Source organism: Kitasatospora sp. NBC_00240, assembly GCF_026342405.1.
Taxonomy (GTDB): Bacteria; Actinomycetota; Actinomycetes; order Streptomycetales; family Streptomycetaceae; genus Kitasatospora.
Genome location: NZ_JAPEMU010000001.1, coordinates 6,148,813 through 6,175,197, shown reverse-complemented (window position 1 = coordinate 6,175,197; position 26,385 = coordinate 6,148,813). Strand labels below are relative to the sequence as shown.

Sequence of the window (26,385 nt, the reverse complement as noted above, 5' to 3'; positions counted from 1 at the left end):
CACCGCCGTCGGCACCGACCTCCTGACCGTCCGCGACCTGCGGGTCGACTTCGCCGGCCCGCGCGGCCGGGCCCCGGTACCCGCTCTCCGCGGGGTCGACCTCACCGTGCGGCGCGGCGAGACCCTCGGCATCGTCGGCGAGTCCGGCTCGGGCAAGTCGGTCACCGCACTGGCGGTGCTCGGGCTGCTGCCGGGCACCGCGGACGTGCGCGGCTCGGTGCGCCTGGACGGCCAGGAGCTGGTCGGCCTCCCCCGGGACGCCCTGGCCCCGATCCGCGGCCGCCGGATGGCGATGGTCTTCCAGGACCCGCTCTCCGCCTTCACCCCCGTCCACCGGATCGGCGACCAGATCGTCGAGGCGCTGCGGATCCACCGCCGGATCGACCGCGGCGCCGCCCGCCGGCGCGCCGCCGAACTCCTCGACCTGGTCGGCATCCCCGACCCGGGCCGGGCCCTGGACAGCTTCCCGCACGAGTTCTCCGGCGGCATGCGCCAGCGCGCGATGATCGCGATGGCCGTCGCCAACGACCCGGACCTGCTGCTCGCCGACGAACCCACCACCGCCCTCGACGTCACCATCCAGGCCCAGGTGCTGGAGGTGCTGCGCACCGCCCGGCGGGAGACCGGCGCCGCGCTGGTGCTGGTCAGCCACGACCTCGGGGTGATCGCGGGCATGGCCGACCGGGTCGCCGTGATGTACGCGGGACGGGTGGTGGAGAGCGCCGGCGTGGACGAGCTCTTCGCCCGGCCCCGGCATCCGTACACGCTCGGGCTGATCGGCGCCGTCCCCCGGGTGGACGCCCGGGGCGGGCCGCTGGTGCCGATACCCGGCGCCCCGGCCCCGATGGCCGCGCTGCCGGTCGGCTGCCCGTTCGCCGAGCGCTGCCCGCTGGCGCAGGACCACTGCCGCACCGCCGAGCCACCGCTGGCCGGCGCCGACGGCCACCTCGCCGCCTGCGTCCGGGCGGACGAGCTCGCCGCCCGCCGGCCCGCCCCGACCGAGATCTACCCGATGCCGCCGGTGCCCGCCGCGCCGCCCGCCCCGCCCCGGGCGGAGCGCGCCCCGGTGCTGCGGGTCACCGGACTCACCAAGACCTTCCCGGTGCTCAAGGGCAGCGTGTTCCGGCGCCGGACCGGCGAGGTGTACGCCGTCGACGGCGTGGACCTGGACATCCGGGCGGGCGAGACCCTCGGCCTGGTCGGCGAGTCCGGCTCGGGCAAGTCGACCACCCTGTTCGAACTGCTGAACCTGGCGAAACCCGAGTCCGGCCGGATCGAGCTCCTCGGCCAGGACACCGCCGGGCTCAGCCGGGCCGCCGCGCACCGGCTCCGCGCCGAGTTGCAGATCGTCTTCCAGGACCCGACGGCCGCCCTCGACCCCCGGCTGCCGGTCGGCGACCTCGTCGCCGAACCGCTGCGCGCGCAGCGGGCGCCCCGCGAGCTGGTCGCCCGGCGGGTGCCGGAGCTGCTGCGCCAGGTCGGGCTCGAACCGGCGCACGCCGCCCGCTACCCGCACCAGTTCTCCGGCGGGCAGCTCCAGCGCGTCTCGATCGCCCGGGCCCTCGCCGTCCGGCCCCGGCTGCTCGTCCTGGACGAGCCGGTGTCCGCGCTGGACGTCTCCGTCCAGGCGGGTGTGCTCAACCTGCTGCAGCGGCTGAAGGCCGACCAGGGGCCCGCGTACCTGTTCGTCTCGCACGACCTGTCGGTGGTGCGCCACCTCGCCGACCGGGTCAGCGTGATGTACCTCGGGCGGACGGTCGAACAGGGCGAGGTCTCCGCCGTCTTCGACCGCCCGCGCCACCCCTACACCCGCGCCCTGCTCTCCGCCGTCCCGCTGCCGGACCCGGCCGCCGAGCGCGCCCGCGAACGCGTCCTGCTGGCAGGCGACCCGCCCTCGCCCACCGAGCGGCACACCGGCTGCCGGTTCCGCACCCGCTGCCCGGTGTACGCGACGCTGGCCGACGGCCGCCGCACCGCCTGCGAGCAGCGGTCGCCGGCCCTGGCCGAGGCCGCGCCGGGCGTGGACCACGCGGCCGCCTGCCACCACCCGGACGCCCGCTGACGCTTCCCGGCCGTCCAGCCTGCCGCCCTGCCCACCGGCCCGACCCCGTACGTCGGCCGCCCCCGGACCGGTCACCCGGCTGCCCCGCCCGGCGGGCGGGACCGACGGACCGTCAGTAGCTTCCGAAGCAGTCGCACCCACGCCTGCACGGAGGAGCCCCGGTGACAGTGACCGAACCGGCGGACGCCCCGGCGCACGAGCATCCGCCCGACCCGCAGCCCGGCCGGCCGGTGACCGTCCGGGCCTCGCTGGTGGCCGGCGGGGTGACCGCGCTCCTCCTGGTCGCCATCGTGCTGGGCAGCCGGGGCCTGCGGGACTTCGACTCCGCGCTCGTCCCCTACACGGTGGCGACGCTCTTCCTCGCCTTCGGCGTCGCCTACCGGTACACCGTCTGTGTGTCCGCGCCGGCCTCCCGCCGCCTCTTCCGCAAGGGCTGGCAGGCCGCCCTCTCCTGGCGGAACCTGCGCGAGGCGCCGACCGCGCTGCCCCGCATGATCGCCACCTACCTGGGCTTCCAGAAGTTCCTCGGCGCCCGCTCGCACGCCCGCTGGCTGGCCCACCAGCTGATGTTCTGGGGCTGCCTGCTGGCCGCCGCGATCACCTTCCCGCTCACCTGGGGCTGGTTCACCTTCACCGCCTCCAGCGCCGCCGGGCCCGGCTACGAGATGCGGCTCTGGGGCTTCAAGGTGCTGGGCTTCGACTCCTCGGGCCTCTTCGGCTGGGCGATGTACCACGGCCTGGACCTCGCCGCCGTCCTGGTGATCGCCGGCGCCGGATACTTCCTCCACCGGCGCTTCCGCGACCGCGGGGCGATCACCGGCCAGCGCTTCGGCTACGACTTCGTACCGCTGATCGCGCTGCTCACCGTCTCGGTCACCGGACTGCTGCTGACCTTTTCCGAACTGGCCCTGGACGGCGGCGGCTACGAGTTCCTGTCGATCCTGCACATGGCCTCGGTGGTGCTGACCCTGGTGTACCTGCCGTTCGGCAAGTTCTTCCACATCGTGCAGCGCCCGGCCGCCGTCGGGATGCAGCTGTTCAAGTACACCGCCCGCCGGCAGGCCGGCGGGCAGCTGCTCGCCTGCCGCCGCTGCGGCGAGCCGGTCGACACCGCCCCGTACGTGGAGAACCTGCGCGCCACCATGCGGGACCTGCGGCTCGGCTTCGACGGCTGGGCCGAGTACTGCCCGCGCTGCAAGCGGGTGCTGCGCGGCACCGCGTATCTCTCCCAGGTGAAGCGGGGATTCAAATGACCGACCGGCCCGTCCCGCTCGACCCGGCCGTCGCCCCGCCCGGCACCCGCGACTTCCGCGACGCGGGCGGCCTGCCCGCCTCCGGCTGGCGGGCGGACCAGGCCGAGCAGACCCTCGTCCCCACCCACTGCTGCTTCTGCGGCGTCCAGTGCGGGATGTACCTGCGGGTGAACGCCGCGGGGAAGGTCTTCGGCGTGGAGCCCCGCAACCACGACATCAACCGGATGCGGCTCTGCCCCAAGGGCATCAACGCGTACCAGCAGGTCAACCACCCGGACCGGCTGACCGCGCCGCTGCTGCGCCGCTCCCGCGAGGAGCCGTTCCGGGAGGTCGGCTGGGAGGAGGCGCTGACGTACACCGTCGAGGAGATCCGGCGGATCCAGCGCGAGCACGGGGTGGACGCCTTCGGCCTGCTCGGCGGCGCCAGCCTGTTCTCCGAGAAGACGTACCTGGTGGGCAAGTTCGCCCGGGTGGCGCTGAAGACCCGGCACGTGGACTACAACGGGCGACTGTGCATGGTGAGCGCCGCCGGGGCCAACAAACTGGCCTTCGGCATCGACCGCGCGGCCAACCCCTTCTCGGACATCCTGCGGACCGACTGCCTGCTGATCGCCGGCTCCAACGTCGGCGAGTGCTTCCCGGTGATGACCCAGTACGTCTGGGGCGCCCGGGACCGCGGCGCCAAGCTCATCGTGGTGGACCCGCGCGAGACGGCGGTCGCCCGCACCGCCGACGTCCATGTCGCCCTGAAGTCCGGCACCGACTCGGCGTTCTTCAACGCGGTGCTGCACGTGGTCGTCCAGGACGGGCTGACCGACGAGGCGTTCCTGGCCGCCCACGCCACCGGCTGGCCGGAGCTGAAGGCCAAGGTCGCCGAGTACCCGCCCGAGCGGGCCGCGGCGATCTGCGGTGTCCCGGCCGAGCAGATCGTCCAGGTCGCGCGGCTGTTCGGGACGGCCGGGCGGGCGATGGCCTGGCACGCGCGCGGCATCGAGCACCACACCCAGGGCGTGGAGAACTGCCTGTCCGTCATCAACCTCTGCACGGCCACCGGGAACCTGGGCCGGCCCGGGGCCGGCTACGGCACCATCACCGGACAGGGCAACGGGCAGGGCGGCCGCGAGCACGGCCAGAAGTCCGACCTGCTGCCCGGCGGCCGCTCCATCAACGACCCGGAGCACCGCCGGCAGATCGCCGGGATCTGGGGCATCGAGGAGGCCGACCTCCCGCAGGCCGGCACCTCGATGATGGAGATGGTCCGGCAGATGCAGCGCCGCGAGATCCGCGGACTCATCGGCATCTGCAACAACCCCTTCGTCTCGCTGCCCAACTACGCGGTGGTGAAGGACGGGTACGACAAGCTGGAGTTCCACGCCCAGTTCGACTTCTTCCTCTCCGAGACCTCCGCCAACGCCCATGTGGTCTTCCCGGTGACCACCTGGGCCGAGGACGAGGGCGTGATGGCCAACGCCGAGGCCCGGGTGGTCAAGCACAACAAGGCCCAGGAGCCGCCGGGCGGGGTGCGCACCGACACCTGGGTGATGTGCGAGCTGGCCCGCCGGCTGGGCGTCGGCGACAAGTTCGCCTTCCCCGGCTCCCGGGAGGTCTTCGACGAGCTGCGCCGGGCCTCGGCCGGCACCGTGATCGACTACTACGGCATCACCTACGAGCGGCTGGAGCAGACCGGCGGCATCGCCTGGCCCTGCCCGGACACCTCGCACCCCGGCACCCCCCGGCTGTTCGAGGACGGGCGGACGTACCACCCGGACGGCAAGGTGCACCTGCAGGTGGTCGAGTGGCACCCGCCGGCCGACCCGTACGACGACGAGTACCCGATGACGCTGACCACCGGCCGGACCGTCGCGCACTTCCTGTCCGGCAACCAGACCCGGCGGCTCGGCGCGCTGGTCGAGCAGACCCCGCGGCCCTGGGTGGAGATCCACCCCTCGCACGGGTTCCGCAACGGCGAGGCGGTCCGGGTGGTGACCCGGCGCGGCGCGTCCGTGCTGCCGGCCCTGGTCACCGAGGCGATCCGGGCCGACCACGTCTTCGTGCCCTACCACTGGCCCCACCCGGTGGCGGCGAACGCGCTGACCAACGACGCCCTGGACCCGCGCTCCAAGATCCCCGAGTACAAGGTCTGCGCGGTACGGATCGAGCGGGCGGAGCGGCTCGACCCCGTCCCCGCACCGCCGATGCCCCCGGGCCGCGAGGCCTACCCCGAGGCTCAGCTCGCCCGCACCGACCCGCTGCCGCCGACCGCCCCGCAGGGCCGCGGCACCGCCGAGCGGGGCTGACCCGGCATGCTGGGGCGCACCATCTTCATCGACCCGGGCCGCTGCATCGGCTGCCAGGCCTGCGTCTCGGCCTGCCGGGAGTGCGACTCGCACCGCGGGAAGTCGATGATCCACCTGGACTACCCGGACGAGGGCCGCTCGGTCGCCTCGCTGCCGACCGTCTGCATGCACTGCGAGGACCCGGTCGCGCCCTGCGCCGAGGTCTGCCCGGCCGACGCGATCCTGATCACCGCCGACGGCGTCGTGCAGGAGGCCGACCCGACCCGCTGCATCGGCTGCGCCAACTGCGTCAACGCCTGCCCGTTCGGCGTCCCCAAGATCGACCTGGAATCCAAACTGCAGATGAAGTGCAACCTCTGCTACGACCGCACCTCGTACGGGCTGGCGCCGATGTGCGCCACGGTCTGCCCGACCGGCGCGCTGTTCTACGGCTCCCTGGAGGAGCTGCAGGCCGAGCGGCCCGGGGTCGACGTCTCCACCATGTTCGCCTTCGGGGACGTCACGGTGAGCACCGGCGTCGCCATGGTGGTGCCCGCCGAGCAGCGGGCCGCGGCGCTGCCGGGCGGGCTGCCGGCGGGCGGACTGCTGGTCGCGGACATGCTGGCCGGCACGGTGGACGACGGCTCCCGCTCGGACGGGCGGACGGCGGTCGGACCGGCGGACCGAAGGCAGGCGGACGGCGGTCGGACGGGCGGCGGCCTGCTCAGGGTGATCGAGGTCAACGGGCGCCCCACGCCCGGGAACGGAGCACCGGCATGAGCAGGCCGACCCCCGAGGAGCGGGCCCTGGTCGACCGGATCAGTGCCGACTCCCTCACCACCCGCCGGGACTACCTGCGGATCGTCGCCACCGTCTCCGGCGGCCTCGCCGTCGGCTCGACCCTGGTCTCGGCCGGCGTCCTGCACCGGCACGGCGACGGCGCCGCCGCCCCGCTGAAGGTCGCCGACCGGCTGCCCCCGGGCGCGGCCGTCACCTTCGACTACCCCGGCGAGGACGACCGCGCGATGGCGGTCCGGCTGACCGACGGCACCCTGGTCGGCTGGTCCACCGTCTGCACCCATCTGGCCTGCGGCGTGCTCCGGCGGGAGGACCACCCCGAGCGGGAGGGGCTCTACTGCCCCTGCCACGAAGGCGTGTTCGACGTCCGGACCGGCGAGGTCACCTCCGGACCGCCGCCCCGCCCGCTGCCCAAGGTGCTGATGGTGGAGGACGAACAGGGCGCGATCTGGGCGATCGGCACCGCGCGGTCCGGCGAGAGCGAGGAGGCCGGGCTCTGCCGCGGCCTGCGTGGACGCAACCCGGCCCTGGCCGAACGGGCCGGCTGCGGGGGGCAGCCGTGAGCTACCCGCCCGAGTACACCCCGGGCAGTTCCGAGCCTCGGCTGAACCGGCCGGTGCCCGAGCGCTACCCGCAGATCCGCGCCACCAGCGGCTACGCCGACCCCCGGGTGCGCCGCACCGGGCCGGGCCCGGGCGCCGGCACCGAGCAGGAGCCCGAACGCTCCGCCATGCTCACCGCCCGGCTGGCCGTCGCGTGCACCGTCGTGATCGGCCAGCTGTGGGCCCTGACGGTGGCGACCAACGCCTGGATGGCGGGCCGCACCGCCACCGCCTGGTGGTGCACCGGGTTCTCGGCGGCCTCCTTCCTGGTGGTCCTGCTCGCCTGGTGGATCGGCCCGCGCGACCGCTGACCGGGGCCGAGGGGTTGCCCGATGTCCGGCTACCCGGCGTGACCGGCCGGTGGCGATTCGGCGGATCCGCTCACCGGCGTGTAATGTTTTCCGGGTCAGCAGGCGCCGCTAGCTCAGTTGGTTAGAGCAGCTGACTCTTAATCAGCGGGTCCGGGGTTCGAGTCCCTGGCGGCGCACAGACAGCCGAGAGGCCCTTCGCGAGAGCGAAGGGCCTCTCGGCGTTTCCCCGTCAGGCGCACCGGGCATGGGCGGGCGGCAGGACCGTGCCCGGCACCGGACAGGAGACGCCCGTGACCCAGCCGTACGCCCGAACGATCCCCGAGGACCTGGTGCTGCTGTGCGCCGGGCCGGCCGGCGGAACGGTCCGGATGAGCGGCGGATTCCACCGGATGCTCGCCGGCGGGGTGCTCGCCGAGATGCTGGTCGGCGGCGCGATCGCGGTGGAGGGCAGGCACATCACGCAGTACCAGCCGTTCGCCGGTCAGGACCCGGTGGCGGCCGGGGTGCTGGCCCGGCTGGGCGAGGCCGGCAAGCGGCGGCGCCCGCCCACGCTCGACGTGGCCGTGCGGCGGATCGGCCGGGACGCCGTGGGGCCCGCGCTGGCCTCGCTCACCGCCCGCGGCCTGCTGAGCACCGAGCGGCGGCGCTTCCTCGGGGTCTTCCCGTACCGACGCCACCGGGTGACGGCGCCGGGGGCGGGCCAGGAGATCGCCGCCCGGGTCAGGATCGCGGCACTCGCCCCGGCCACCGCCGGTGCGCGTGACCGGCAGCTGGCCGGGCTGCTGGCGGCGGGCGGGCCGGCCCGGCAGGTCTTCCCCGGGCCGGCCGGGGCGGACGTCCGGCGGGCACTGAAGGCGCTGGTCCGGGAGCTGCCGATCGCCGGGGCCGTGCAGCGGGTGATCAGCTCGGACGCGGCCGCCGCCTCCTCGGGCTGACCCCTGCGCCCCCGGCGAAGGAGGGACGATTGCGTCCGGACCAGGACAGAACCGGCCGCGCCCTCCGGGGTGCCGCCGGGCGTTTCGCCGCGGCCCGGCGGAGCGTGTATTGTTCTCCAGGTCAGCAGGCGCCGCTAGCTCAGTTGGTTAGAGCAGCTGACTCTTAATCAGCGGGTCCGGGGTTCGAGTCCCTGGCGGCGCACAGACAGCCGAGAGGCCCTTCGCGAGAGCGAAGGGCCTCTTCGCGTTGCCGCGGCGACACCGGGCAGGGACGTGAGAGGCACCACATCGGGCCAATATGGGACAAAGGTCCCTAACCTTTTATGCGACCGCCTGTGCAGGCTGGCACGATCCGCCCGCAGGAAAGGCCCGCTGCTTTGCCACGTACCTCCCGGAGTGAGCGCAGCGCGCCGTCCAGCAAGAGCTCGTCCGAACGGCGCCCCCGGCGCACCGGCCCGCGGCGGCTGATCCCCACCTGGCGCGTGACGCTGGCCGGCCTGGTCGCCTCGCTGCTGCTGGGGATCGGCGGCTTCGTCCTCGCCGTCACCCTGGTGCAGGTGCCCGACGCGCACGCGGCCGCGACCGCGCAGAGCAACACCTGGCTCTACCAGGACGGCTCGGTGATCGCCCGGACCGGGCAGACCAACCGGCAGAACGTCGCCCTGGACAAGGTCTCCCCCGCCGCGCAGCACGCCGCGCTGGCCGCCGAGGACCGCGATTTCTACCACGAGGGCGCGGTCAACGTGCCCGGGCTGCTCCGGGCCGCGGTCAAGACGGCCAAGGGCGAGGGCACCCAGGGCGGCTCCACCATCACCCAGCAGTACGTGAAGAACACCTATCTGAGCCAGCAGCAGAGCGTCGGCCGCAAGGTGAAGGAACTGTTCATCGCCCTGAAGGTGGACGCCACCGAGACCAAGGACGACGTCCTCGCGGGGTACCTCAACACCTCGTACTACGGCCGCGGCGCCTACGGCATCCAGGCCGGCGCCCAGGCCTACTTCGGCGTCGACGCCGCCGCGCTCGACCCGGCGCAGGGCGCCTACCTCGCGGCCCTGCTCAACGCCCCCAGCGCCTACGACGTCGCCACCGCCACGGCCACCGGCAAGCAGAACGCGACGAACCGCTGGAACTACGTGCTGGACGGGATGGTCAAGGAGAACTGGCTCTCCGCCGACGAACGGGCCGCCGCGACCTTCCCCGAGGTCAAGGAGCCGCAGGCGGCGCCCGGGCTCTCCGGCCAGGCCGGGTACCTGGTGAACGCGGCCACCGACTACCTGGTCTCGCACCAGATCCTCGGCGAGGCCGCCCTGGCCAAGGGCGGCTACACGATCAAGCTGAGCATCGACCCGGCCCGCGAGCAGGACCTCACCAACGCCGTGCAGAGCCAGCTCACCGCCAACCTGAAGCCGGAGACCCGCCCCAAGGACGCCAACGCCCAGGCGGGCGCCGTCTCGGTGGACCCGAGGACGGGCGCGGTGCTCGCCCTGTACGGCGGCACCGACTACACCAAGCACTTCGTCGACAACGCGGCCCGGCGCGACTACCAGGCCGGTTCGACCTTCAAGGCGATCGCGCTGGCCGCGGCCCTGGACAGCAACGCCCGGACGCAGTCCGGGCAGACGATCGGCCCGCGCACGGTCTACGACGGCACCAGCGGCCGCAAGGTCCGCGGCGCCACCGGAACCCCGTACGCGGCGCCCAACGAGGGCGGCAAGGACTACGGTCAGATCACCCTGCAGCAGGCCACCGACTGGTCCGTGAACAGCGTCTACACCCAGCTCGCCCAGGACACCGGACTGGAGAGGGTCCGGGACACCGCGGTCGCGCTGGGGCTGCCCGCCGGCACCCCGGACCTCGGCGCCCAGCCGTCCCTGCCGCTGGGCGTGGCCACACCCAGCGTGCTGGACATGGCCGGCGTGTACGCCACGCTGGACAACGGCGGGCGGCAGATCACCCCGTGGCTGGTGCAGTCCCTGGCGTACGAGGGACAGCCGGTCGCGCTGCCCGCGCCGCAGGTCACCCAGGCGATCAGCGAGCAGGCCGCCGACCGGGTCACCGCGATGCTGCGCGGTGTCGTCGACGACCCGGGCGGCACCGGGTTCCGGGCCCAGGCACTCGGCCGGCCGGCCGCCGGCAAGACCGGGACGACCGACGACCAGAAGTCCGTCTGGTTCGTCGGCTACACCCCGGAGCTGGTGACCGCCGTCGCCCTGTTCGGCCAGGACCCGGCGACGGGCGCGCAGGTCAGCCTCAGCGGCACCGGCGGGACCGACGGCGCGGCCGGCGGGCAGTACCCCGCCCAGATCTGGACCGCCTACATGAAGGCCGCGCTCAGGGGGAAGCAGGTGACGAGCTTCCCCGTCGTCGCGGGCCAGGCCGACGGCGGCTCGGGCCGCGGGAGCGGCACCGCCCCCTCGGCGAGCGCCTCGCCCTCGCCGACCCCCTCGGCGCCGGCCACCGACGGCGGCGCCCCGACCGCGGGCACCGGCGGGGCGAGCCCCTCCGACCCCTCGGGGTGGGGCGCCGGCAACTCCACCGGCTCCGGCGGCCGGGGCGGCGCCACCACCCGCCCCGGCGGCGGCGCCTCCGGCGGTCCGACCGGCCCGGCCGGCAACACCCCGACGGCCGTCCCGAGGCCGAGCCGGGCGCCGTCGACCGCCCCCGCCCAGCCGTCGCCCCCGGCCTCCGCCCCGGCGTGGCAGGGCGACACCGCGGCCGGGGTGCCCGCCAACGCGGCTGCGGCCGACGGCGGTTAGCCCGCCCGGCGGGACCGGGCGGGCGGCGCCCGGGCGGGTCGGGCACGACCGGCCCGGTGCGGCGGCCCCGGCGCCACCGGCGCGTGAGGAGCAAAACTCCGAATGGCACCTTACCGAAATGGCCTCGCAGCTGGCACAATGCCCCGATGCACAGCTCTCAGCCCCTCCCCCGCAGCGCGTCGGGCCGCTCCCTCGGCCTGACCCTCGCCCTGATCTCGGCCTGCGCCTTCGGCGGCTCCGGCACGGCGGCCAAACCCCTGATCGAGGCCGGGCTCTCGCCGCTGCACGTGGTCTGGCTGCGGGTGACCGGAGCGGCCCTCGTCCTGCTCCCGCTGGCCTACCGGCACCGCGCCGCGGTGCTGCGCCGCCCCTGGCTGCTGCTCGGCTTCGGCCTGCTCGCCGTGGCCGGTGTGCAGGCCTGCTACTTCGCCGCGATATCCCGGATCCCGGTCGGGGTCGCGCTGCTGATCGAGTACCTCGGACCGCCGCTGCTGCTCGCCTACGTCAAGTTCGTCCAGCGCCGACCGGTCGGCCGGGGCGCGGCGATCGGCGCCGGCGTCGCGGTCACCGGACTGGCCTGCGTGGTCGAGGTCTGGAACGGGCTGAGCTTCGACGCCCTCGGCGTGCTCTTCGCGCTCGGCGCCGCCTGCTGCCAGGTCGGCTACTTCGTGCTCGCCGACGCGGGCAGCCGGGGCGAACGCCCGGTCGACCCGATCGCGGTCAGCGCGTACGGGCTGCTGATCGGCGCGCTGGTGCTGACCGGCGTCACCCGGCCCTGGCAGGCCGACTGGGGGATCCTCGGCGGTGACGTCCGGATGAACGGGCACGAGCTGCCCGCACTGCTCCCGGCCGCCTGGATGATCCTGGTGGCGACCGTCCTGGCGTACCTGACCGGCGTCGTCGCCGTCCGGCACCTCTCGCCGCCGGTCGCCGGTGTGGTGGCCAACCTGGAGGCCGTGGTCGCCACCGTGCTGGCCTGGGTGCTGCTCGGCGAGCACCTCGGCGCCCCGCAGCTCGCGGGCGGCCTGCTGGTGCTGGCCGGGGCCTTCGCCGCGCAGACCCGCAAGGCGGGCGGCGGCAAGGCGGGCGGCGGCAAGGCGGGCGCACCGGCCGGCGAGGCGGGCCCGGCGGCCGCGGCCGCGGGGGTGACGGCGGGGAACGCCGAACAGCCGGCGGGGGACGCCGGCACCGCGGACGCGGCCACGGAGCCGGCCGGACGCACGGCGGACCTCGCGACCGCGCCCGCACCCGGCCGCAAGGCCGTCGCCCGCTAGGTCAGTGGCCGGACCAGCCGAACCAGTCCAGGTGCCCGAGCGGCCACACCACGGCCGAGACCGGGCCGACCACGTTCTCGACCGGTACCGCGCCGCCGCCCTTCTCCTGCTGGTGGTAGCGGGAGTCCGCGGAGTCGCTGCGGTGGTCGCCCTCCACCCAGACGTAGCCGTCCGGGACGGTGACGGGCCCGAAGTCCATCCCCGCGCAGGAGTCGTCCCCGTGGAAGAGGTACGGCTCGCTGACCGGCGCGCCGTCGACCTTCAGGGTGGTGCCGGAGCACTGGACGGTCTGGCCGCCGGTCGCGATCACCCGCTTGACCAGGTAGTTGTCGTCCTTCGGCGGTACCAGGCCGACGAAGGACAGCACGTCGCCGACCGCGCCGGTGACGGGGTTGCCGCCGCTGGTGGCCTGCGCGGGCAGCCAGTCCCCCGGATCCTTGAAGACCACCGGCTCGCCCGGCTTCGGCTCCCAGCCGAAGAGCGGGGAGAGCTTGTTGACGCCGACCCGGTCGCCGATCCGCAGGGTGTTCTCCATCGACCCCGAGGGGATGGTGAACACCTGGAAGAGGCAGGTCTTGATCAGCAGGGCGACGAGCAGGCCGACCACCACCATCGCGGGGATCTCGGCCCACCAGGGCCAGCGGCGGCGGCGCCCGGTCCGGCCGGCGGCGCGGCGCGCCCGGCGCTTGCGGCCCTCGGGGGCGGCTCTGCGGCGACGGTCGGCCCGGCGCGGGCCGGTCAGCTCGGTCGTCATCGGGCGCACCCCGGGGCCGCGGCTATCCGCGCGGAGCGGGAGGTCCGGCCACAGGGGTGCGCGGGCCGGGCGGTGCGCTGCACCACCGGGCCGGCTCCATGCCGCTGCCGGGGCTCCCGCCGCCGCTGTGCCATCGCCGAAGCCATCGCGAACCGCCTCTCCGGACCGCGGCCCGTCACCCCGCGCCCTGACTGCGCGGGGTACCACGATCCACCGGATCAGCCGATCCAGGGAGACAGCACGCTAACGCCAACCATCAGGCGCCACGAAATCAGACATTTAGCCGCAGCCGACACGACCGGCCCCAAAGGGGCGCGGGCGACGCGGCCGGGCGGGCGCGGGCGACGGCCTCGTGGGCGGGCGCGGCAGCTCAGGCGCGGGCGATGGCCTCGTGGTGGCGGATCACCTCGGCGATGATGAACGTGAGGAACTTCTCGGCGAAGACCGGGTCCAGGTGGGCCCCGGCCGCCAGCTCGCGCAGCCGCTTGATCTGGTCACGCTCCCGGGCCGGGTCGGCCGGCGGCAGCTTGTGCTCGGCCTTGAGGCGGCCGACCCGCTGGGTGGCCTTGAAGCGCTCGGCCAGCATGTGGACCACGGCGGCGTCGATGTTGTCGATGCTCTCCCGCAGGCTGGTCAGCTCGGCCCGGACGGCATCGTCGATCCCCTCGGGCGAGCCGGCGTCGGGGGTCGTGGCGTGGTCCGTCATCGGGGCGGCTCCGGGGCTGAGCGGGCAAGGTGGCACCCGGCCGGACCGGTGGTCGGGCTCGGGCCCGGGCAAATCTAACAGGGCGGCCCGCGCGGGCCGCCATTGTTTGCCCTGGTTGTCCGCGATACGGACCGCAGGACGGGACGCGGACCGCCGGGGCGGGGCGGCGGCGGTCCGTCGCCCGGACCAGCACCGATCGCCCTCCGCACCCGTCACCCGTCGCCCGTCGCATCCGTGCGGTCACCGCTCCCGCCCGAGCACCGGACGCACCCCACGCCCCCGGCGCGGGCGCTGTCCCCGGCCCCGTGACCCACCCCGCCGTCGGCCCCACCACCGGCCCCACGACCGGCCCCGCCGCCGGCCGGGTCGGCGCCGCCGGCGGGTGGCCCACGGCCGGACCGGCCGAAAACCACCGGCCCTGGCGGATATGACGCTGTGTAAGTGGTCAGAGTGCCGCCCGCAACCGCCGCCGGGCCTGCCCTTAGGCTGTACGCGGCATGACCGGACGTAACCGATCAGCAGTCGCTCAGCACTGGAGGTACCGATCGTGGCAACCACTCGCACCGCCCACACCGTTTGGGAAGGCAACCTGCTCGACGGCAAGGGCGAGGTGACCCTCGCCTCGTCCGGCATCGGCACGTACCCCGTGTCCTGGCCGGCCCGTTCCGAGCAGCCGAACGGCAAGACCAGCCCGGAGGAGCTCATCGCGGCCGCGCACTCGGCCTGCTTCTCGATGGCGCTCTCGCACGGCCTGGCCGGCGCGGGCAACCCGCCCGCCAAGCTCGACACCCAGGCCGACGTGACCTTCCAGCCGGGTACCGGCATCACCGGCATCCACCTCACCGTCACCGGTGAGGTACCGGGCCTGGACGAGGCCGGCTTCGTCAAGGCCGCGGAGGACGCCAAGGCGAACTGCCCGGTCAGCCAGGCCCTGACGGGGACCACCATCACCCTGACCGCCAAGCTGGCCTGACGGCCCGCGCGCTCCCCGGCCGCCGTGCCGACGGGCCCTCGACGGGGCACCCGGCTCCACCGGGGAGCGCGCGACCTGCGCACACGCCCCTGACGCGCCTCCTGTGACGCATGTCGGGGGCGTTCGCGTGTGCTGACGTACCGGCACAACTGCTGCAAAACCAGGGCGACTCACCCGAGCGGCGGTCACCGCCCGATCCGTGCGCGCTTTATGATCGGCCGCAGCACCCCCGTTCCCCGCCGGTGCTCCGCAGCGAGCGCCCGGCACCAGGCTCCGGCGGCCATGACAGGTGTGCGGGTCTTCCGGCCCCCGCGGCAGCGACAGTCGGCCGGACCAGCGTCAGCAGCGGACGGGAGCATGCCGTGCCGGGCCAGACCGAGGGGGCCGACGCTCATCACACGAGCGTGCGGCACGAGGGATTTCGACACATCGACGAACGGCGCCGGTGGCCGCATCACGGCGACGCACCGGGCGGGAACGGCACCGCCATGAACGGCACCACGACGGACGGCGCAACGGCGCCCGACACCACCGGCAGCCCCCTGATGACCGTCTGCCCCACCTGCTCGGCGCCGCCGGCCGACGGCACCGACCAACTGCTCGACGCCCTGCGGGCCAGCGAGTCCCGGTTCCGGGCCGCGTTCGCCGACGCCGGCATCGGGATGGCGCTGATCGACGCCACCGACCGGGTCATCGAGGCCAACCCGGCCCTGGCCGCGATGATCGGGCGCGAGGTCTCGGAGCTGGTGCGCACGCACATCCACGACATCATCGAGGCCGAGGACACCCCGCGCCGGCTGTACCGCGAGCTGGTCCGCGGCGAACGCGACCGGCTCCGGATGGAGAAGCGGCTCAAGCACCGCGAGGGGCGGACGGTGCTGAGCAAGGTCACCCTCTCGCTGATCCGGGACGGCGCCGGCCGGCCGATGTACACCCTCGCCATGGTCGAGGACATCACCGAGCAGCGCAGGCTCTGGGACCGGCTCAAGTACCAGGCCCTGCACGACCCGCTGACCCGGTTGCCCAACCGCGCCCTGTTCTTCGAACGGCTGGACGCCGCCTGCCTCCGGGCGGACGACCACGCCGGACACGCCGCGCACGTCGGCCCCGCCCCGCACCCCGGACACCCGCTCCGGGCCGGCCGCGCACCCCAGGCCGACGGCACCGGCCCGCAGGCCCTGCGGCGCCCCGCGAACGGCGGCGCCATCGGCGCGCACGGCAAGGCCGACGGCAACGGCGGCCGCCCGGCGGCCCCCGCCTCCGGTGAGCGGCAGCCGAACGGCCGCCGGGTCGGCCTCTGCTACCTGGACCTGGACGGCTTCGCCGCCATCAACGAGACCCTCGGCCACCACATCGGCGACCAGCTGCTGGTGGCGGTCGCCGCCCGGCTGGAGATCGGCTTCGCCCGGGGCGAGGGCCGGCTGGTGGCCCGCCTCGGCGGCGACGAGTTCGCCGTGCTGGTCGCCGACAGCGAGGGGAACGAGCAGCTCACCGCCCTCGCCGGCCGGTTGGTCGCCGCCCTGCAGAAGCCCTTCGAGGTGGCCGGCCACCAGCTGGTGGTGACCGCCAGCGTGGGCGTGGTCGAACGCCCGGTCGACGGCACCACCCCGACCGACCTGGTCAAGGACGCCGACTCGACGCTGTACTGGTCCAAGGCCGACGGCCGGGCCCGCTGGACGCTCTACGACCCGGACCGCGGCGCCCACCAGCTGACCCGCCAGCTGCTCACCACCGCGCTGCGCCCCGCGCTGGAGCGGGGCGAGTTCTCGGTCGAGTACCAGCCGCTGGTGGGGCTGGCGGACGGCGTGGTGCACGGCGCGGAGGCGCTGGTCCGCTGGCGCCACCCCCGCTACGGGACGCTCTCGCCGGACCGCTTCATCCCGCTCGCCGAGGAGTCCGGGGCGATCGTCCCGCTCGGCAAGTGGGTGCTGGAGGAGTCGTGCCGTCAGGCCCGCCGCTGGCTGATGGAGTTCCCGGACACCGAGACCTTCGTCAGCGTCAACCTGGCGGCCCGCCAGATCTGGGACTCCGACGTCGTCGCCGATGTCGCCCAGGCGCTGGAGAGCAGCGGGCTGCCCGCCCGGCTGCTCCAGCTGGAGATCACCGAGAGCGCCCTGCTCGGCCCGGGCGGGCGACCGCTGCAGGCCCTGCAGGCGCTGGCCGACATGGGCGTACGGATCGCCATCGACGACTTCGGGACGGGCTACTCCAACCTGGCGTACCTGTCCCGGCTGCCGGTGCACGTCCTCAAGCTGGACGGCACCTTCATCGAGGGCTTCCGCGACCCGGTGCCGGGGCGCCCCGGCCAGGGGGCCCGGCGCACCGAGGCGGACGAGCAGATCGTCCGCGCGATGGTGCAGCTGGCCCACGCGCTCGGGCTGACCGTCACCGCCGAGGGCATCGAGAGCGCCGCCCAGGCCGAGCGGCTGCGGCTGACCGGCTGCGACACCGCCCAGGGCTGGTACTTCGCCCGCCCGGGTGAGGCCGAACTGGTCGCCGACATACTGCGCGGGAACCGGACCGGCGAAGCCCGGGCCCAGGGCCTGTCGGACAAATGATCAGCTGACCTCCCGCCGGCGGCCACACCACGGACGGCCCCGCCGATCCACCTGCGGCACCAGGGGCCCGAGCCCGCGCGTTCCGTCCGTCACCCCACCTCGACCCGCCACGGGACGATGATCGGGCCGGCTCTAAAGTCCCCCTGTGACGGATCATCAGGACGGGACCAGGGCGGCCTACGACGGGGTCGTCGAGCTGTACGCATCACTGTTCGCGGACCGGCTGGAGGGGCGGCCGTTCGCCCGGGCCATGATCGGCACGTTCGCCGAACTGGTGCGCGCGACGGGCAACCCGCGGGCGGCGGACGTCGGCTGCGGGCCCGGACATCTGACGGCCATGCTGCACGAACTGGGCCTGGACGCGTTCGGGGTCGACCTCTCCCCGGGCATGGTCGACCACGCCCGGCGGGCCCGTCCGGCGCTGCGCTTCCACGAGGCGCGGATGGAGTGCCTGCCTTTCGAGGACGGCACGCTCGGCGGCGTACTCGCCCACTACTCGATGATCCACACCCCGCCGGGAGAGCTGCCGGAGCTGCTCGCCGAACAGGTGCGCGTGCTGGCACCGGGCGGCCTGCTCCTGGTCTCCTTCTTCGGGACCGAAGGCCCGGAGCCGGTCCGGTTCGACCACAAGGTGACGCCCGCCTACAGCTGGCCGGTGGACCGCCTCGCCGAACTGCTGGTCGACGCCGGCCTCGTTCCCTTCGCCAGGCTGCTCCACGACCCGGCCTCCGAACGCGGCTTCCTCGACGCACACCTGCTGGCCCGCCGTTCGTAGGCCTGGTTGGCGCCGGCCTGCGGCGCCCGGGCCGGCGCGCCCGGCCGCACCTCCCCGCCCGGCTAGGCCTGCGCCGTCAGCCCGTACGCCTGGGCGATCAGCCCGTAGGAGCGGCGGCGCGCCTCGTGGCCGTGGATGTGCGAGGTGACCATCAGCTCGTCCGCGCCGGTGCGCTTACGCAGCGCCTCCAGACCGTCCGCCACCTCCCCCGGCGAGCCGAGGACGACCTTGGACAGCCAGTCGTCCAGGAAGTCCGCCTCGGCCGGGCTGTACGGGTAGGACTCGGCCTCCTCCGGGGTCGGGATCGGCCCCGGCATGCCGAGACGCAACCGGAGCATCCCCAGACCGGCCGAGCGGGCCAGCCGGCGGGCCTGCGCCTGCCCGTCGGCCGCGACCGCGCTGACGCCGATCAGCGCGTACGGCTCGGCCAGCACCTCGGACGGCCGGAAGCTGGAGCGGTACAGGTCCAGGGCGGGCACCGTGTTGTCGCCGCTGAAGTGGTGCGCGAACGCGAACGGCAGCCCCAGCCGCCCGGCCAGCCGGGCGCTGAACCCGGAGGAGCCGAGCAGCCAGATCGGCGGGCGGTCGTCGCCCTTGGGGACGGCGGTGAGCCGGGCGTACGGGTGGCCGGACGGGAAGTCCCCGTCCAGGAAGTGCGTCAGCTCGGCGAGCTGCTGCGGGAAGTCGTCCGCGCCCTCGGCCAGGCCCCGGCGCAGTGCCCGGGCGGTCGCCTGGTCGGTGCCGGGGGCGCGGCCCAGCCCGAGGTCGATCCGGCCCGGGTGGAGCGCCTCCAGCAGGCCGAACTGCTCGGCTATCGCCAGCGGCGCGTGGTTGGGCAGCATCACCCCGCCGGAGCCGAGCCGCAGGGTGCTGGTGTGCGCGCCGAGGTGCGCGAGCAGGACGGCCGGGGTCGAGCTGGCCACCCCCGGCATCCCGTGGTGCTCGGCGACCCAGAAGCGGTGGTAGCCCCAGGCCTCGGCGCTGCGGGCCAGCTCGGTGGTCGCGACCAGCGCCTCGGCCGGGGTGTGGCCGACGCCCACCGGGGCCAGGTCGAGGATGGACAGCGGCGCGGGCGCGGTGCCCCGGGCCACCCCGTGCACGGCTCCGGCGCCCGCGCCGATGCCGCCGGCGGTGCCGGGACGGTCCGGCTGCCCCGCTTCGCGTGCCTGCTGGTCCTCGGTGCTCATGCCGTCCGGCCTCCTGATCGTGTACGAGCGGGCCTCCCCGCCGTCGGGGGACAACCGCCCGGGACGGCGGCGTGTTCCCGCCACCGGGGGACGCCGGCCGGGGCCGCCGGGCGGCCGGCGCCGACGGGGTGCGGCGCCCGGCGTCCGGACGGCCCCGCACTCCCGTCGACCGGTCGTTCGGCAGGTCAGGCGCTGACTGACAGACAGCGCGCGGTCACGGGTGGCGAGTTCGCGCCAGCGCGGGAAGTCGCCAGTCCCAGGGCTCGCCCCGAGGCGCCATCGTCCGGCAGGCTACCGATGAGGGCGGATCGCGCATCGGATCCGCACCCGAAAGCAAGGTCAACGGGCTGGACCAGCTCCGTTCGATCCCCGCGAGCCCCTGGAGCGGCACCCCGCCCCAGGGGCTCGCGCCTGTCTGTGAGGCCTGCCACAGAGGGGGTGCTTCATGGCATGAAAGGTCGAGGCGCTAGCGTTGCCCCTTGCAACCACCTGCTCCCCCGGGCCGGTCTGGAGGGAGTAGTGCCTTGGACATCATCACCACACTGGTCGGATCGTCATGGATCTGCGCCGTGGCACTGTTCGCGGTACTCGGTGACGCCTTCCTCCCCTTCATCCCCAGCGGGACACTGGTCATCCTGGCCGTGCTGAACACCGCCCGGATCGACGGGGCCCCGCTGATGCTGGCCGCCGGCGTGGCGATGGCGTCCTTCCTGGGCGACATCCTGCTGCTGAGCCTGGCCCGGCGCGGCGCGCCGTCGGTCCGCCGCCGGCTGGAGCACCGGCCGCAGCTGGCCGCCAGCGTCGCCCGGGTGCAGGAGGCACTGGACGGGCGGACCACGGGTGCGGCCGCCGCCATCGTGGTGGTCGCCCGCTTCGTGCCCGCCGGGCGGACGGTGCTCGACCTCGCGATGGGCCACTCGCCGTCGCACCCGCGCAAGTTCCTGCGCTGGTCGGCGCTGGCCGCCCTGATCTGGGCCGCCTACATCGTGACCCTGGGCTGGCTGAACAGTCACTGGTTCGACACCGCCTGGCTGAGCCTGGCGGTCTCCTGCGCCGCCGCGACCACCATCAGCGCGGCCGTCGCCCGCGTGGTGCGCCGCAACCGCCGGCTCGCGACCGCCTGACCCGCGGCCCGTCCGACCTTGACCGCCCGACCCGGGACCGCCCGGATCGGGCGCCGCCGCAGGTCCGGGCCCGTGGTCCCGCCGCCCCGTGCGGCCGCCGACCACCGACCACAGGCAGCTCCCCCGTACCCGCCTGACGATCCGGCGGCTCCGTCACAGGACGGCAACAGAACGTCGCCGCACGCAGCCTCCCGCCCGCCGTCCGCGTGATGGGTAACGGCGGACCGAAGCCTTGGTCGGCCCCATCGCCGCATGACATGCTGATGGCGGAATATTCATTAATGTCCTATATGACCGGCAAAGCCATCTGTCCTGCCGACGCTCCCGCGAACCCGTCCGGGAGCCGCCCGCAGGACGTTTTCCTGGGCTCCGCCGCGCCATGCCCGGGCATCTGGCACCAGGGGAGATCATGACCGGCATCTCGCGCAGGACCATGCTGAGCGCCACCGTCGCCACGGCGGCGCTCGGGGCGGTCACGGCCTGCTCCAGCGGCTCCAAGGCGGGGTCGGACGCCGGGCCGGGCACGGGAACCGGGAGTGCCACCACGGCCGGCGGCGGCAAGCCGGGCAGCCCGGGCAGCAGCCCGGTGAAGGGCACGCCGATCGGGGACGGCTCCACCGCCGACACCGGCGCCCAGCCGAACCAGCCGAAGGCCGAGAAGCTCAAGCCGGGCGAGCGCCCGCCGCAGTTCGTGGTCTTCTCCTGGGACGGCGCGGGCGGCACCGACGACGGCCAGTTCCCCCGCTTCCTCAAGCTCGCCGAGGAGCACAAGGCGGCGATGACCTTCTTCCTCTCCGGCATCTACACCCTGCCCAAGGGCAAGTCGGACCTCTACCACCCGCCGAAGCACTCGGTCGGCGCCTCCGACATCCCGTACCTGTCCGAGGGCGCGGTGAAGAGCACCATCAAGCTGATCAGCCAGGCCTGGCTGGCCGGCCACGAGATCGGCACCCACTTCAACGGGCACTTCTGCTCGACCCGGCCGGACGGCAACGGCGTCAACAAGTGGACCCCCGAGGACTGGAAGAGCGAGATCGACCAGGCCGTCTCCTTCGTCACCCAGTGGCGGACCAACACCGGCTTCACCGACGTCGACCCGCTGCCCTTCGACTACCGCAAGGAGCTGATCGGCGGCCGCACGCCCTGCCTGGAGGGTCAGAAGGGGCTGCTGCCGACCGCCGCCGCGCTGGGCTGGAAGTACGACGCCAGCTCGTCGGGGGGCCTGCAGATCTGGCCCCAGAAGGTGCAGGACGGCAAGGTCTGGGACTTCCCGCTGCAGGGCCTGCCCTTCCCCGGGCACACCTTCCAGGTGCTCTCGATGGACTACAACATCCTCGCCAACCAGTCCGCCGGCAGCACCAAGGGCGACCCGGCCAAGTACCCGGAGTGGCGCGCCCAGGCCCGGGACTGCTACCTCGCCGGGTTCGACCGGGCGTACAACGGCAACCGGGCGCCGCTGTTCATCGGCAACCACTTCGAGCAGTGGAACGGCGGCATCTACATGGACGCCGTGGAGGAGACCCTGAAGACCGTCGCGGGCAAGCCCGAGGTGCGGCTGGTGTCCTTCCGGCAGCTGGTCGACTGGCTGGAGGTGCAGGACCAGTCCACCCTGCGCAAGCTGCGGTCGCTGAACGTGGGCCAGGCGCCGGCCGGCGGCTGGGAGAGCTTCCTCGGGGCGGCCGGCTGAGGTCGGGCGGCCGAGGTGGGGCGGCTGAGGTCGGGCCGCCGAGGTCGGGCGACGGGCCACTGCGGCGACGGTCCTGGCGGCCGCGTCACGCCCGTCGACCGCGGTGGGGCGGCGCGCCGGGTGCGCTACCGGGTGGCCAGGCCCAGGGCGTAGTCGAGCCAGAACTGGCCCGCCCCGGGCTCGCCCCGCCCGCAGTCGCCGTCCGACTCCCCCGGGATCTTCACCCAGAGGTAGGCGTCCACGCCCGGCCGGCCGGTCCGCTCGGTGGGGGTCTCGCCGATCGCCCGCCCCGGCGGGTTGCACCAGGCGCCGCCGCCCAGCGGGCCCTTGCCGTTGCGGCTGGTGTCGATGACGAAGTGCTTGCCGCCGAGCGCCGCGGACAGCCCGGCGCCGTACGAGGCGCTCTGCTCGGTGCCGTAGAAGTTGGCGACGTTGACCGCGAAGCCGTCCGCCTGCCCGATCCCGGACCGGTTCAGCGCGTCGACCAGCGCGGAGCGGTCCTGCGCCCAGCCCGCGTTGCCCGCGTCCAGGTACACCCGCACCCGCGGGTGCCGCTTCAGCTCCGCCACCGCGTGGGCCAGCAGCGCGTACCGCTCCGCGGCGTCGATGCCCTTGGCGCCGCACCCGTCCAAGGCGTGCGGCACGGCGTCCGGCTCCAGCACCACCCAGGCCCGGCGGTCGGCCAGGCCCGCCGACAGCCCGTCCACCCAGGCCCGGTAGGACGCCGCGTCGGGGGCGCCGCCGGCCGCGAAGCTGCCGCAGTCGCGCTGCGGGATGTTGTAGGCGACGAACAGGGCGGTGCGGCCGGCGGCGGTCGCCGCGCGGCCGAGCTCCTCCACCGCCGCCCGGTCGTCCCCGCCCACCAGCCAGTGCGCGGACGGCGCGCCGGCCAGCCGGGCGATCGCCTTCGCCTCGGCGGTGCGGCCCTGCGCGCGCAGTTCGGTGAGCCGGCGGGCCGCGGCCGTCCGGTCGGAGACGTAGAAGCTCTGGCCGTCCGGCTGTCGCGGGGCACCGGCACCCGGTGTGCCGGGCCCGTCGGCCGACGCCGAGGGCGGTGCGGCGGGCGGTGCGGCGGGCGGGCCGGTGGGCGGCGCCGCGTCGCAGGCCGCCAGGGGTGCGGCGAGGGCGAGCGCCAGGACCCCCACGACGGGCGCGCGCAGCAGGCCCCGCCATCCGGCGTGCAGCAAAACGGCCCCTCCCCCGTCCCCGTGGTCGATCAAGTCTCCCACGGTGCCGGGACCGGGCCGCGGGCCCGGGGAGCGGCCGGCGGGGGTGACGGGCGCTCAGCCCGCCACACCCCGCGCCACCGTGCTCAGCCGGCCTTGACGTCCGGCACCCGCCAGTCGATCGGGTCGACGCCGAAGCCGTCCAGCGCCTCGTTGATCTGCGAGAACGGACGGCTGCCGAAGAACAGCTTCGCGGACAGCGGGGAGGGGTGCGCCCCCTGCACCACCACGTGCCGCGAGGTGTCGATCAGCGGCAGCTTCTTCTTCGCGTAGTTGCCCCAGAGCACGAAGACGACCGGCTCCTCACGGTCGCTGACCGCCTTGATCACGGCGTCGGTGAACTTCTCCCAGCCCTTGGCCTTGTGCGAGTTGGGCTCGTGCGCGCGGACCGTGAGCACCGCGTTGAGCAGCAGGACGCCCTGCTCGGCCCAGTGCATCAGGTACCCGTTGTCGGGGGCCGGGATGCCGAGGTCGGCGTCCAGCTCCTTGAAGATGTTGCGCAGCGACGGCGGGGTCTTCACGCCCGGCAGGACGGAGAAGCTCATGCCGTGCGCCTGGTTGTCGTCGTGGTACGGGTCCTGCCCGAGGACGAGCACCCGGACCTTGTCGTACGGCGTCGCGTCCAGTGCCGAGAACTCCTGGCCGGCCGGCGGGAAGACCTGGTGCTCGGCACGCTGGTCCGCCACGAAGGCCGCCAGCTCGGCGAAGTACGGCTTGCCGGCCTCGTCGGCCAGCACCCCGCGCCAGGACTCCGGCAGTTCCAACCCCGCGCCCACGCCGGCCTCGACAGTGTCCGTCACGACTTCAACCTCCCACCAGGCGGCGGCACACGGCCGCGCCACCCCGACCTAGGCGTACCGCGCGGTGCCCGGTACGTCCTTCTTCCACCCCGAACGCTACACAGCCCCACCGACAACGCCCGCCTCAGCGTGGCTCGGGCACCGCGCGGGCCGGCGCCTCCCGGACCGCCGCCCCGGCAGCGGCCGCCCGCCGTACCCGCAGGTGCTCGACCACGTTCAGCGCGACCAGCAGGGCGGCCAGCGTCAGCAGCGCGGCGAGCGCGGGCAGCCGCATCACCACCGGCACCAGCACGAACACCAGGCAGGCGGCGGCGATCCGGGTGCCGGACACCTTCCGGAACATCATCCAGCGGGTGTAGCCGAAGCTCAGCAGGTAGAGGCCGCAGCCCCCGTAGAGCAGTCCGGCGGCGCCGCCGCCGAGCGCCTGCCCCGGGTGGGCGACCGTCTCGCCGAACCCGACCGCGACGGCGATCACCCCGGCGAGCAGGCTCAGATGCCCGTACTGGAAGACCCGCCGGATGACGTCCCGGCGGGACTCGGCGACCGTCACGGCGTGCCGCATCGCGTCCGCCGCGTAGACGAAGTACTGCCACCACAGGCCGCAGGAGATGGTGAACGCGGCCGCCACCGCGAGCAGTTCGGCCGCGTCCAGAGCCGCCCCGGCGGCCGCCGCACCGGTGCCGACGATCGACTCGCCGAGCGCGACCAGCAGGAACAGGCCGAACCGCTCCGGCATGTGGGCCGGGTGGTACGCCACCTTGGCCAGCCGGCGGCGCAGGACCACCGGCGCGGACAGGTCGCAGAGCGCCGCCAGCGACCAGAGCAGCACCCGCGGGCCGCCGTCCAGCAGCCCGCCCGCGAGCAGCAGCGGGCCGCTCACCAGCGCGCCGATCCCGTACGGCCCGCGCAGCACGCCGGGCACCCGGGCCAGCATCCCGAACAGCACCAGCCGCGCCGCCCAGTACGCCCCGCCGAGGAGCAGCCCCCGGCGGCCGTACGCGCCCGGCAGCGCCAGCGCCATGAACAGCCCGGCCAGGCCGACGGCGAAGATGCCGAGCCGGTCGCGGACGTTGTCGACGTCCCGGATGTTGGCCTGGACGGTCGTGCCGACCCAGCACCAGTAGACCGGGACGAAGACCACCAGCGCCTGCGCGACGCCCGCCCAGTCGTGGTGGTGGTGCAGCAGCGCCGAGACCTGGGTGATCGCGAAGACGAACACCAGGTCGAAGTAGAGCTCCGCCCAGGTGACCCGCTTCTCCGCGGCGCCGCTCGGCTCCCCGCCGGCCTGCTCGGCCTCCTCCACCGCCGCGACCGCCTCGGCCCGCGGCGGACCCGCCTTCGGAAGACTCATGATCCCTTCCCCCCTCAAGGAACGACGGGCCCCGCCCCGCGGCCGGCAGCCGTGGAGCGGGGCCCGTTCGGGCGTCGGCCGCTAGATCATCTCGATCAGGTCGGCGATGGACTTGACCACCCGGGTCGGCCGGTACGGGAAGCGCTCCACGTCGGCCGCGGCGGTGAGGCCGGTCAGCACCAGGATGGTCTCCATGCCGGCCTCCATGCCGGCGACGATGTCGGTGTCCATCCGGTCGCCGATCATCACGGCGGTCTCCGAGTGGGCACCGGCGCTGTTGAGCGCCTCGCGCATCATCAGCGGGTTGGGCTTGCCGACGAAGTACGGGTCGACGCCGGTCGCCTTGGTGATCAGCGCGGCGACCGAGCCGGTGGCCGGCAGCACGCCCTCGGTGGAGGGGCCGGTCTCGTCCGGGTTGGTGCAGATGAAGCGGGCACCGGCGTTGATCAGGCGGATCGCCTTGGTGAGGGCCTCGAAGCTGTAGGTGCGGGTCTCGCCCAGCACCACGTAGTCCGGGTTGTTGTCGGTCAGCACGTAACCGGCCTGGTAGAGCGCGGTGGTGAGACCGGACTCGCCGATGACGTACGCGGTGCCGCCCGGGCGCTGGCCCTTGAGGAACTTCGCGGTGGCGAGCGCGGACGTCCAGATCCGCTCCTCCGGCACGTTCAGGCCCATGCCGGCCAGTCGGGCGCTGAGGTCACGCGGCGTGTAGATGGAGTTGTTGGTGAGGACCAGGAACGGCTTGCCGGATTCCTGCAGCCGGCGGAGGAACTCCTCAGCGCCGGGAATCGGCGTGCCCTCGTGGATGAGGACGCCGTCCATGTCGGTCAGCCAGGACTCGATGGGCTTGCGGTCTGCCACGTGCGTGTCTCCCGAAGTCTTGCGATGGTCGTACGAAACGAGCTGCGCAACGTCTCCGGTGCGCGCCCCACCCGCCCGGACTCCCGCAGGGAACACCGGGCGGCCGGGGGTACTGC

At 74.4% G+C, this 26,385-nt stretch carries 20 protein-coding genes, 2 tRNA genes and 1 pseudogene; 16 read left to right on the top strand and 7 right to left on the bottom strand.

Annotated features, from left to right (window positions below):
- Nucleotides 1-22: 22 nt before the first annotated feature.
- The 11 genes and pseudogenes from OG689_RS26365 (at nucleotide 23) to OG689_RS26315 (ending at nucleotide 12,267) form a co-directional block, all read left to right on the top strand.
- Nucleotides 23-2,062 carry an ABC transporter ATP-binding protein gene (locus OG689_RS26365; protein ID WP_323189388.1) on the top strand — a complete coding sequence of 680 codons (2,040 nt, stop codon included), beginning with the start codon at nucleotides 23-25 and terminating at the stop codon, nucleotides 2,060-2,062.
- Between the two features lie 167 nt (nucleotides 2,063-2,229).
- Nucleotides 2,230-3,315, top strand: coding sequence for an MFS transporter (locus tag OG689_RS26360; RefSeq protein ID WP_266327445.1), 1,086 nt, complete (start codon nucleotides 2,230-2,232; stop codon nucleotides 3,313-3,315).
- Nucleotides 3,312-5,612 (top strand): molybdopterin oxidoreductase family protein, encoded by a 2,301-nt coding sequence (locus OG689_RS26355; protein WP_266323350.1) that lies wholly within the window; start codon nucleotides 3,312-3,314, stop codon nucleotides 5,610-5,612. The genes OG689_RS26360 and OG689_RS26355 overlap by 4 nt, the downstream gene beginning before the upstream one ends.
- A gap of 6 nt (nucleotides 5,613-5,618) precedes the next feature.
- A pseudogene (locus OG689_RS26350) lies at nucleotides 5,619-6,185 on the top strand (4Fe-4S dicluster domain-containing protein); the annotation flags it as partial.
- A gap of 182 nt (nucleotides 6,186-6,367) precedes the next feature.
- Nucleotides 6,368-6,952, top strand: coding sequence for a Rieske (2Fe-2S) protein (locus OG689_RS26345; protein ID WP_266323349.1), 585 nt, complete (start codon nucleotides 6,368-6,370; stop codon nucleotides 6,950-6,952).
- On the top strand, nucleotides 6,949-7,302 hold the full coding sequence (locus OG689_RS26340) for a hypothetical protein (RefSeq protein ID WP_266323348.1): 354 nt from the start codon (nucleotides 6,949-6,951) through the stop codon (nucleotides 7,300-7,302). The genes OG689_RS26345 and OG689_RS26340 overlap by 4 nt, the downstream gene beginning before the upstream one ends.
- 102 nt (nucleotides 7,303-7,404) lie before the next feature.
- Nucleotides 7,405-7,478: transfer RNA gene (locus OG689_RS26335), tRNA-Lys, on the top strand.
- A 114-nt stretch (nucleotides 7,479-7,592) separates the two neighbouring features.
- The gene (locus OG689_RS26330; protein ID WP_266323347.1) at nucleotides 7,593-8,237 is read left to right on the top strand and encodes a GPP34 family phosphoprotein; all 645 of its coding nucleotides are present in this window, start codon (nucleotides 7,593-7,595) and stop codon (nucleotides 8,235-8,237) included.
- A gap of 128 nt (nucleotides 8,238-8,365) precedes the next feature.
- A tRNA-Lys gene (locus OG689_RS26325) sits at nucleotides 8,366-8,439 on the top strand.
- Between the two features lie 175 nt (nucleotides 8,440-8,614).
- Entirely contained in the window at nucleotides 8,615-10,993 is a 2,379-nt protein-coding gene (locus OG689_RS26320) for a transglycosylase domain-containing protein (RefSeq protein ID WP_266323346.1), read from the top strand.
- A 146-nt stretch (nucleotides 10,994-11,139) separates the two neighbouring features.
- Entirely contained in the window at nucleotides 11,140-12,267 is a 1,128-nt protein-coding gene (locus OG689_RS26315; protein ID WP_266323345.1) for an EamA family transporter, read from the top strand.
- A gap of 1 nt (nucleotide 12,268) precedes the next feature.
- Here OG689_RS26315 and lepB read toward each other — a convergent pair whose 3' ends face one another.
- Complete coding sequence (lepB, locus tag OG689_RS26310; protein WP_266323344.1) at nucleotides 12,269-13,021, bottom strand: signal peptidase I; 753 nt, start codon at nucleotides 13,019-13,021, stop codon at nucleotides 12,269-12,271.
- Nucleotides 13,022-13,391: 370 nt separating this feature from the next.
- The gene (locus OG689_RS26305) at nucleotides 13,392-13,727 is read right to left on the bottom strand and encodes a chorismate mutase (protein WP_266323343.1); all 336 of its coding nucleotides are present in this window, start codon (nucleotides 13,725-13,727) and stop codon (nucleotides 13,392-13,394) included.
- Between the two features lie 547 nt (nucleotides 13,728-14,274).
- Here OG689_RS26305 and OG689_RS26300 point away from each other — a divergent pair.
- From OG689_RS26300 to OG689_RS26290, 3 genes are all read left to right on the top strand, one after another.
- Nucleotides 14,275-14,700 (top strand): OsmC family protein, encoded by a 426-nt coding sequence (locus OG689_RS26300; protein ID WP_266323342.1) that lies wholly within the window; start codon nucleotides 14,275-14,277, stop codon nucleotides 14,698-14,700.
- A 488-nt stretch (nucleotides 14,701-15,188) separates the two neighbouring features.
- Nucleotides 15,189-17,258, top strand: coding sequence for an EAL domain-containing protein (locus OG689_RS26295; RefSeq protein ID WP_266323341.1), 2,070 nt, complete (start codon nucleotides 15,189-15,191; stop codon nucleotides 17,256-17,258).
- A 145-nt stretch (nucleotides 17,259-17,403) separates the two neighbouring features.
- A complete protein-coding gene (locus OG689_RS26290; protein ID WP_266323340.1) occupies nucleotides 17,404-18,033 on the top strand; it encodes a class I SAM-dependent methyltransferase in 630 nt (209 codons plus the stop codon).
- A gap of 62 nt (nucleotides 18,034-18,095) precedes the next feature.
- On the opposite strand, the gene OG689_RS26285 is transcribed toward OG689_RS26290, so the two are convergent.
- On the bottom strand, nucleotides 18,096-19,220 hold the full coding sequence (locus tag OG689_RS26285) for an LLM class flavin-dependent oxidoreductase (RefSeq protein ID WP_266323339.1): 1,125 nt from the start codon (nucleotides 19,218-19,220) through the stop codon (nucleotides 18,096-18,098).
- A gap of 524 nt (nucleotides 19,221-19,744) precedes the next feature.
- Here OG689_RS26285 and OG689_RS26280 point away from each other — a divergent pair.
- Nucleotides 19,745-20,344: a hypothetical protein gene (locus OG689_RS26280; RefSeq protein ID WP_266323338.1), complete on the top strand. Its 600-nt coding sequence runs from the start codon at nucleotides 19,745-19,747 to the stop codon at nucleotides 20,342-20,344.
- 409 nt (nucleotides 20,345-20,753) lie between these two features.
- Entirely contained in the window at nucleotides 20,754-22,031 is a 1,278-nt protein-coding gene (locus OG689_RS26275) for a hypothetical protein (protein WP_266323337.1), read from the top strand.
- A 125-nt stretch (nucleotides 22,032-22,156) separates the two neighbouring features.
- On the opposite strand, the gene OG689_RS26270 is transcribed toward OG689_RS26275, so the two are convergent.
- The 4 genes from OG689_RS26270 to OG689_RS26255 all read right to left on the bottom strand — a co-directional run bounded on the left by OG689_RS26270 (nucleotide 22,157) and on the right by OG689_RS26255 (nucleotide 26,269).
- On the bottom strand, nucleotides 22,157-23,218 hold the full coding sequence (locus OG689_RS26270) for a glycoside hydrolase family 6 protein (RefSeq protein WP_266323336.1): 1,062 nt from the start codon (nucleotides 23,216-23,218) through the stop codon (nucleotides 22,157-22,159).
- Nucleotides 23,219-23,343: 125 nt separating this feature from the next.
- Nucleotides 23,344-24,057 (bottom strand): uracil-DNA glycosylase, encoded by a 714-nt coding sequence (locus OG689_RS26265; protein WP_266323335.1) that lies wholly within the window; start codon nucleotides 24,055-24,057, stop codon nucleotides 23,344-23,346.
- A 124-nt stretch (nucleotides 24,058-24,181) separates the two neighbouring features.
- Complete coding sequence (locus OG689_RS26260; protein WP_266323334.1) at nucleotides 24,182-25,408, bottom strand: low temperature requirement protein A; 1,227 nt, start codon at nucleotides 25,406-25,408, stop codon at nucleotides 24,182-24,184.
- A gap of 81 nt (nucleotides 25,409-25,489) precedes the next feature.
- Nucleotides 25,490-26,269: an HAD-IIA family hydrolase gene (locus OG689_RS26255; protein WP_266323333.1), complete on the bottom strand. Its 780-nt coding sequence runs from the start codon at nucleotides 26,267-26,269 to the stop codon at nucleotides 25,490-25,492.
- Between the last annotated feature and the right edge of the window lie 116 nt (nucleotides 26,270-26,385).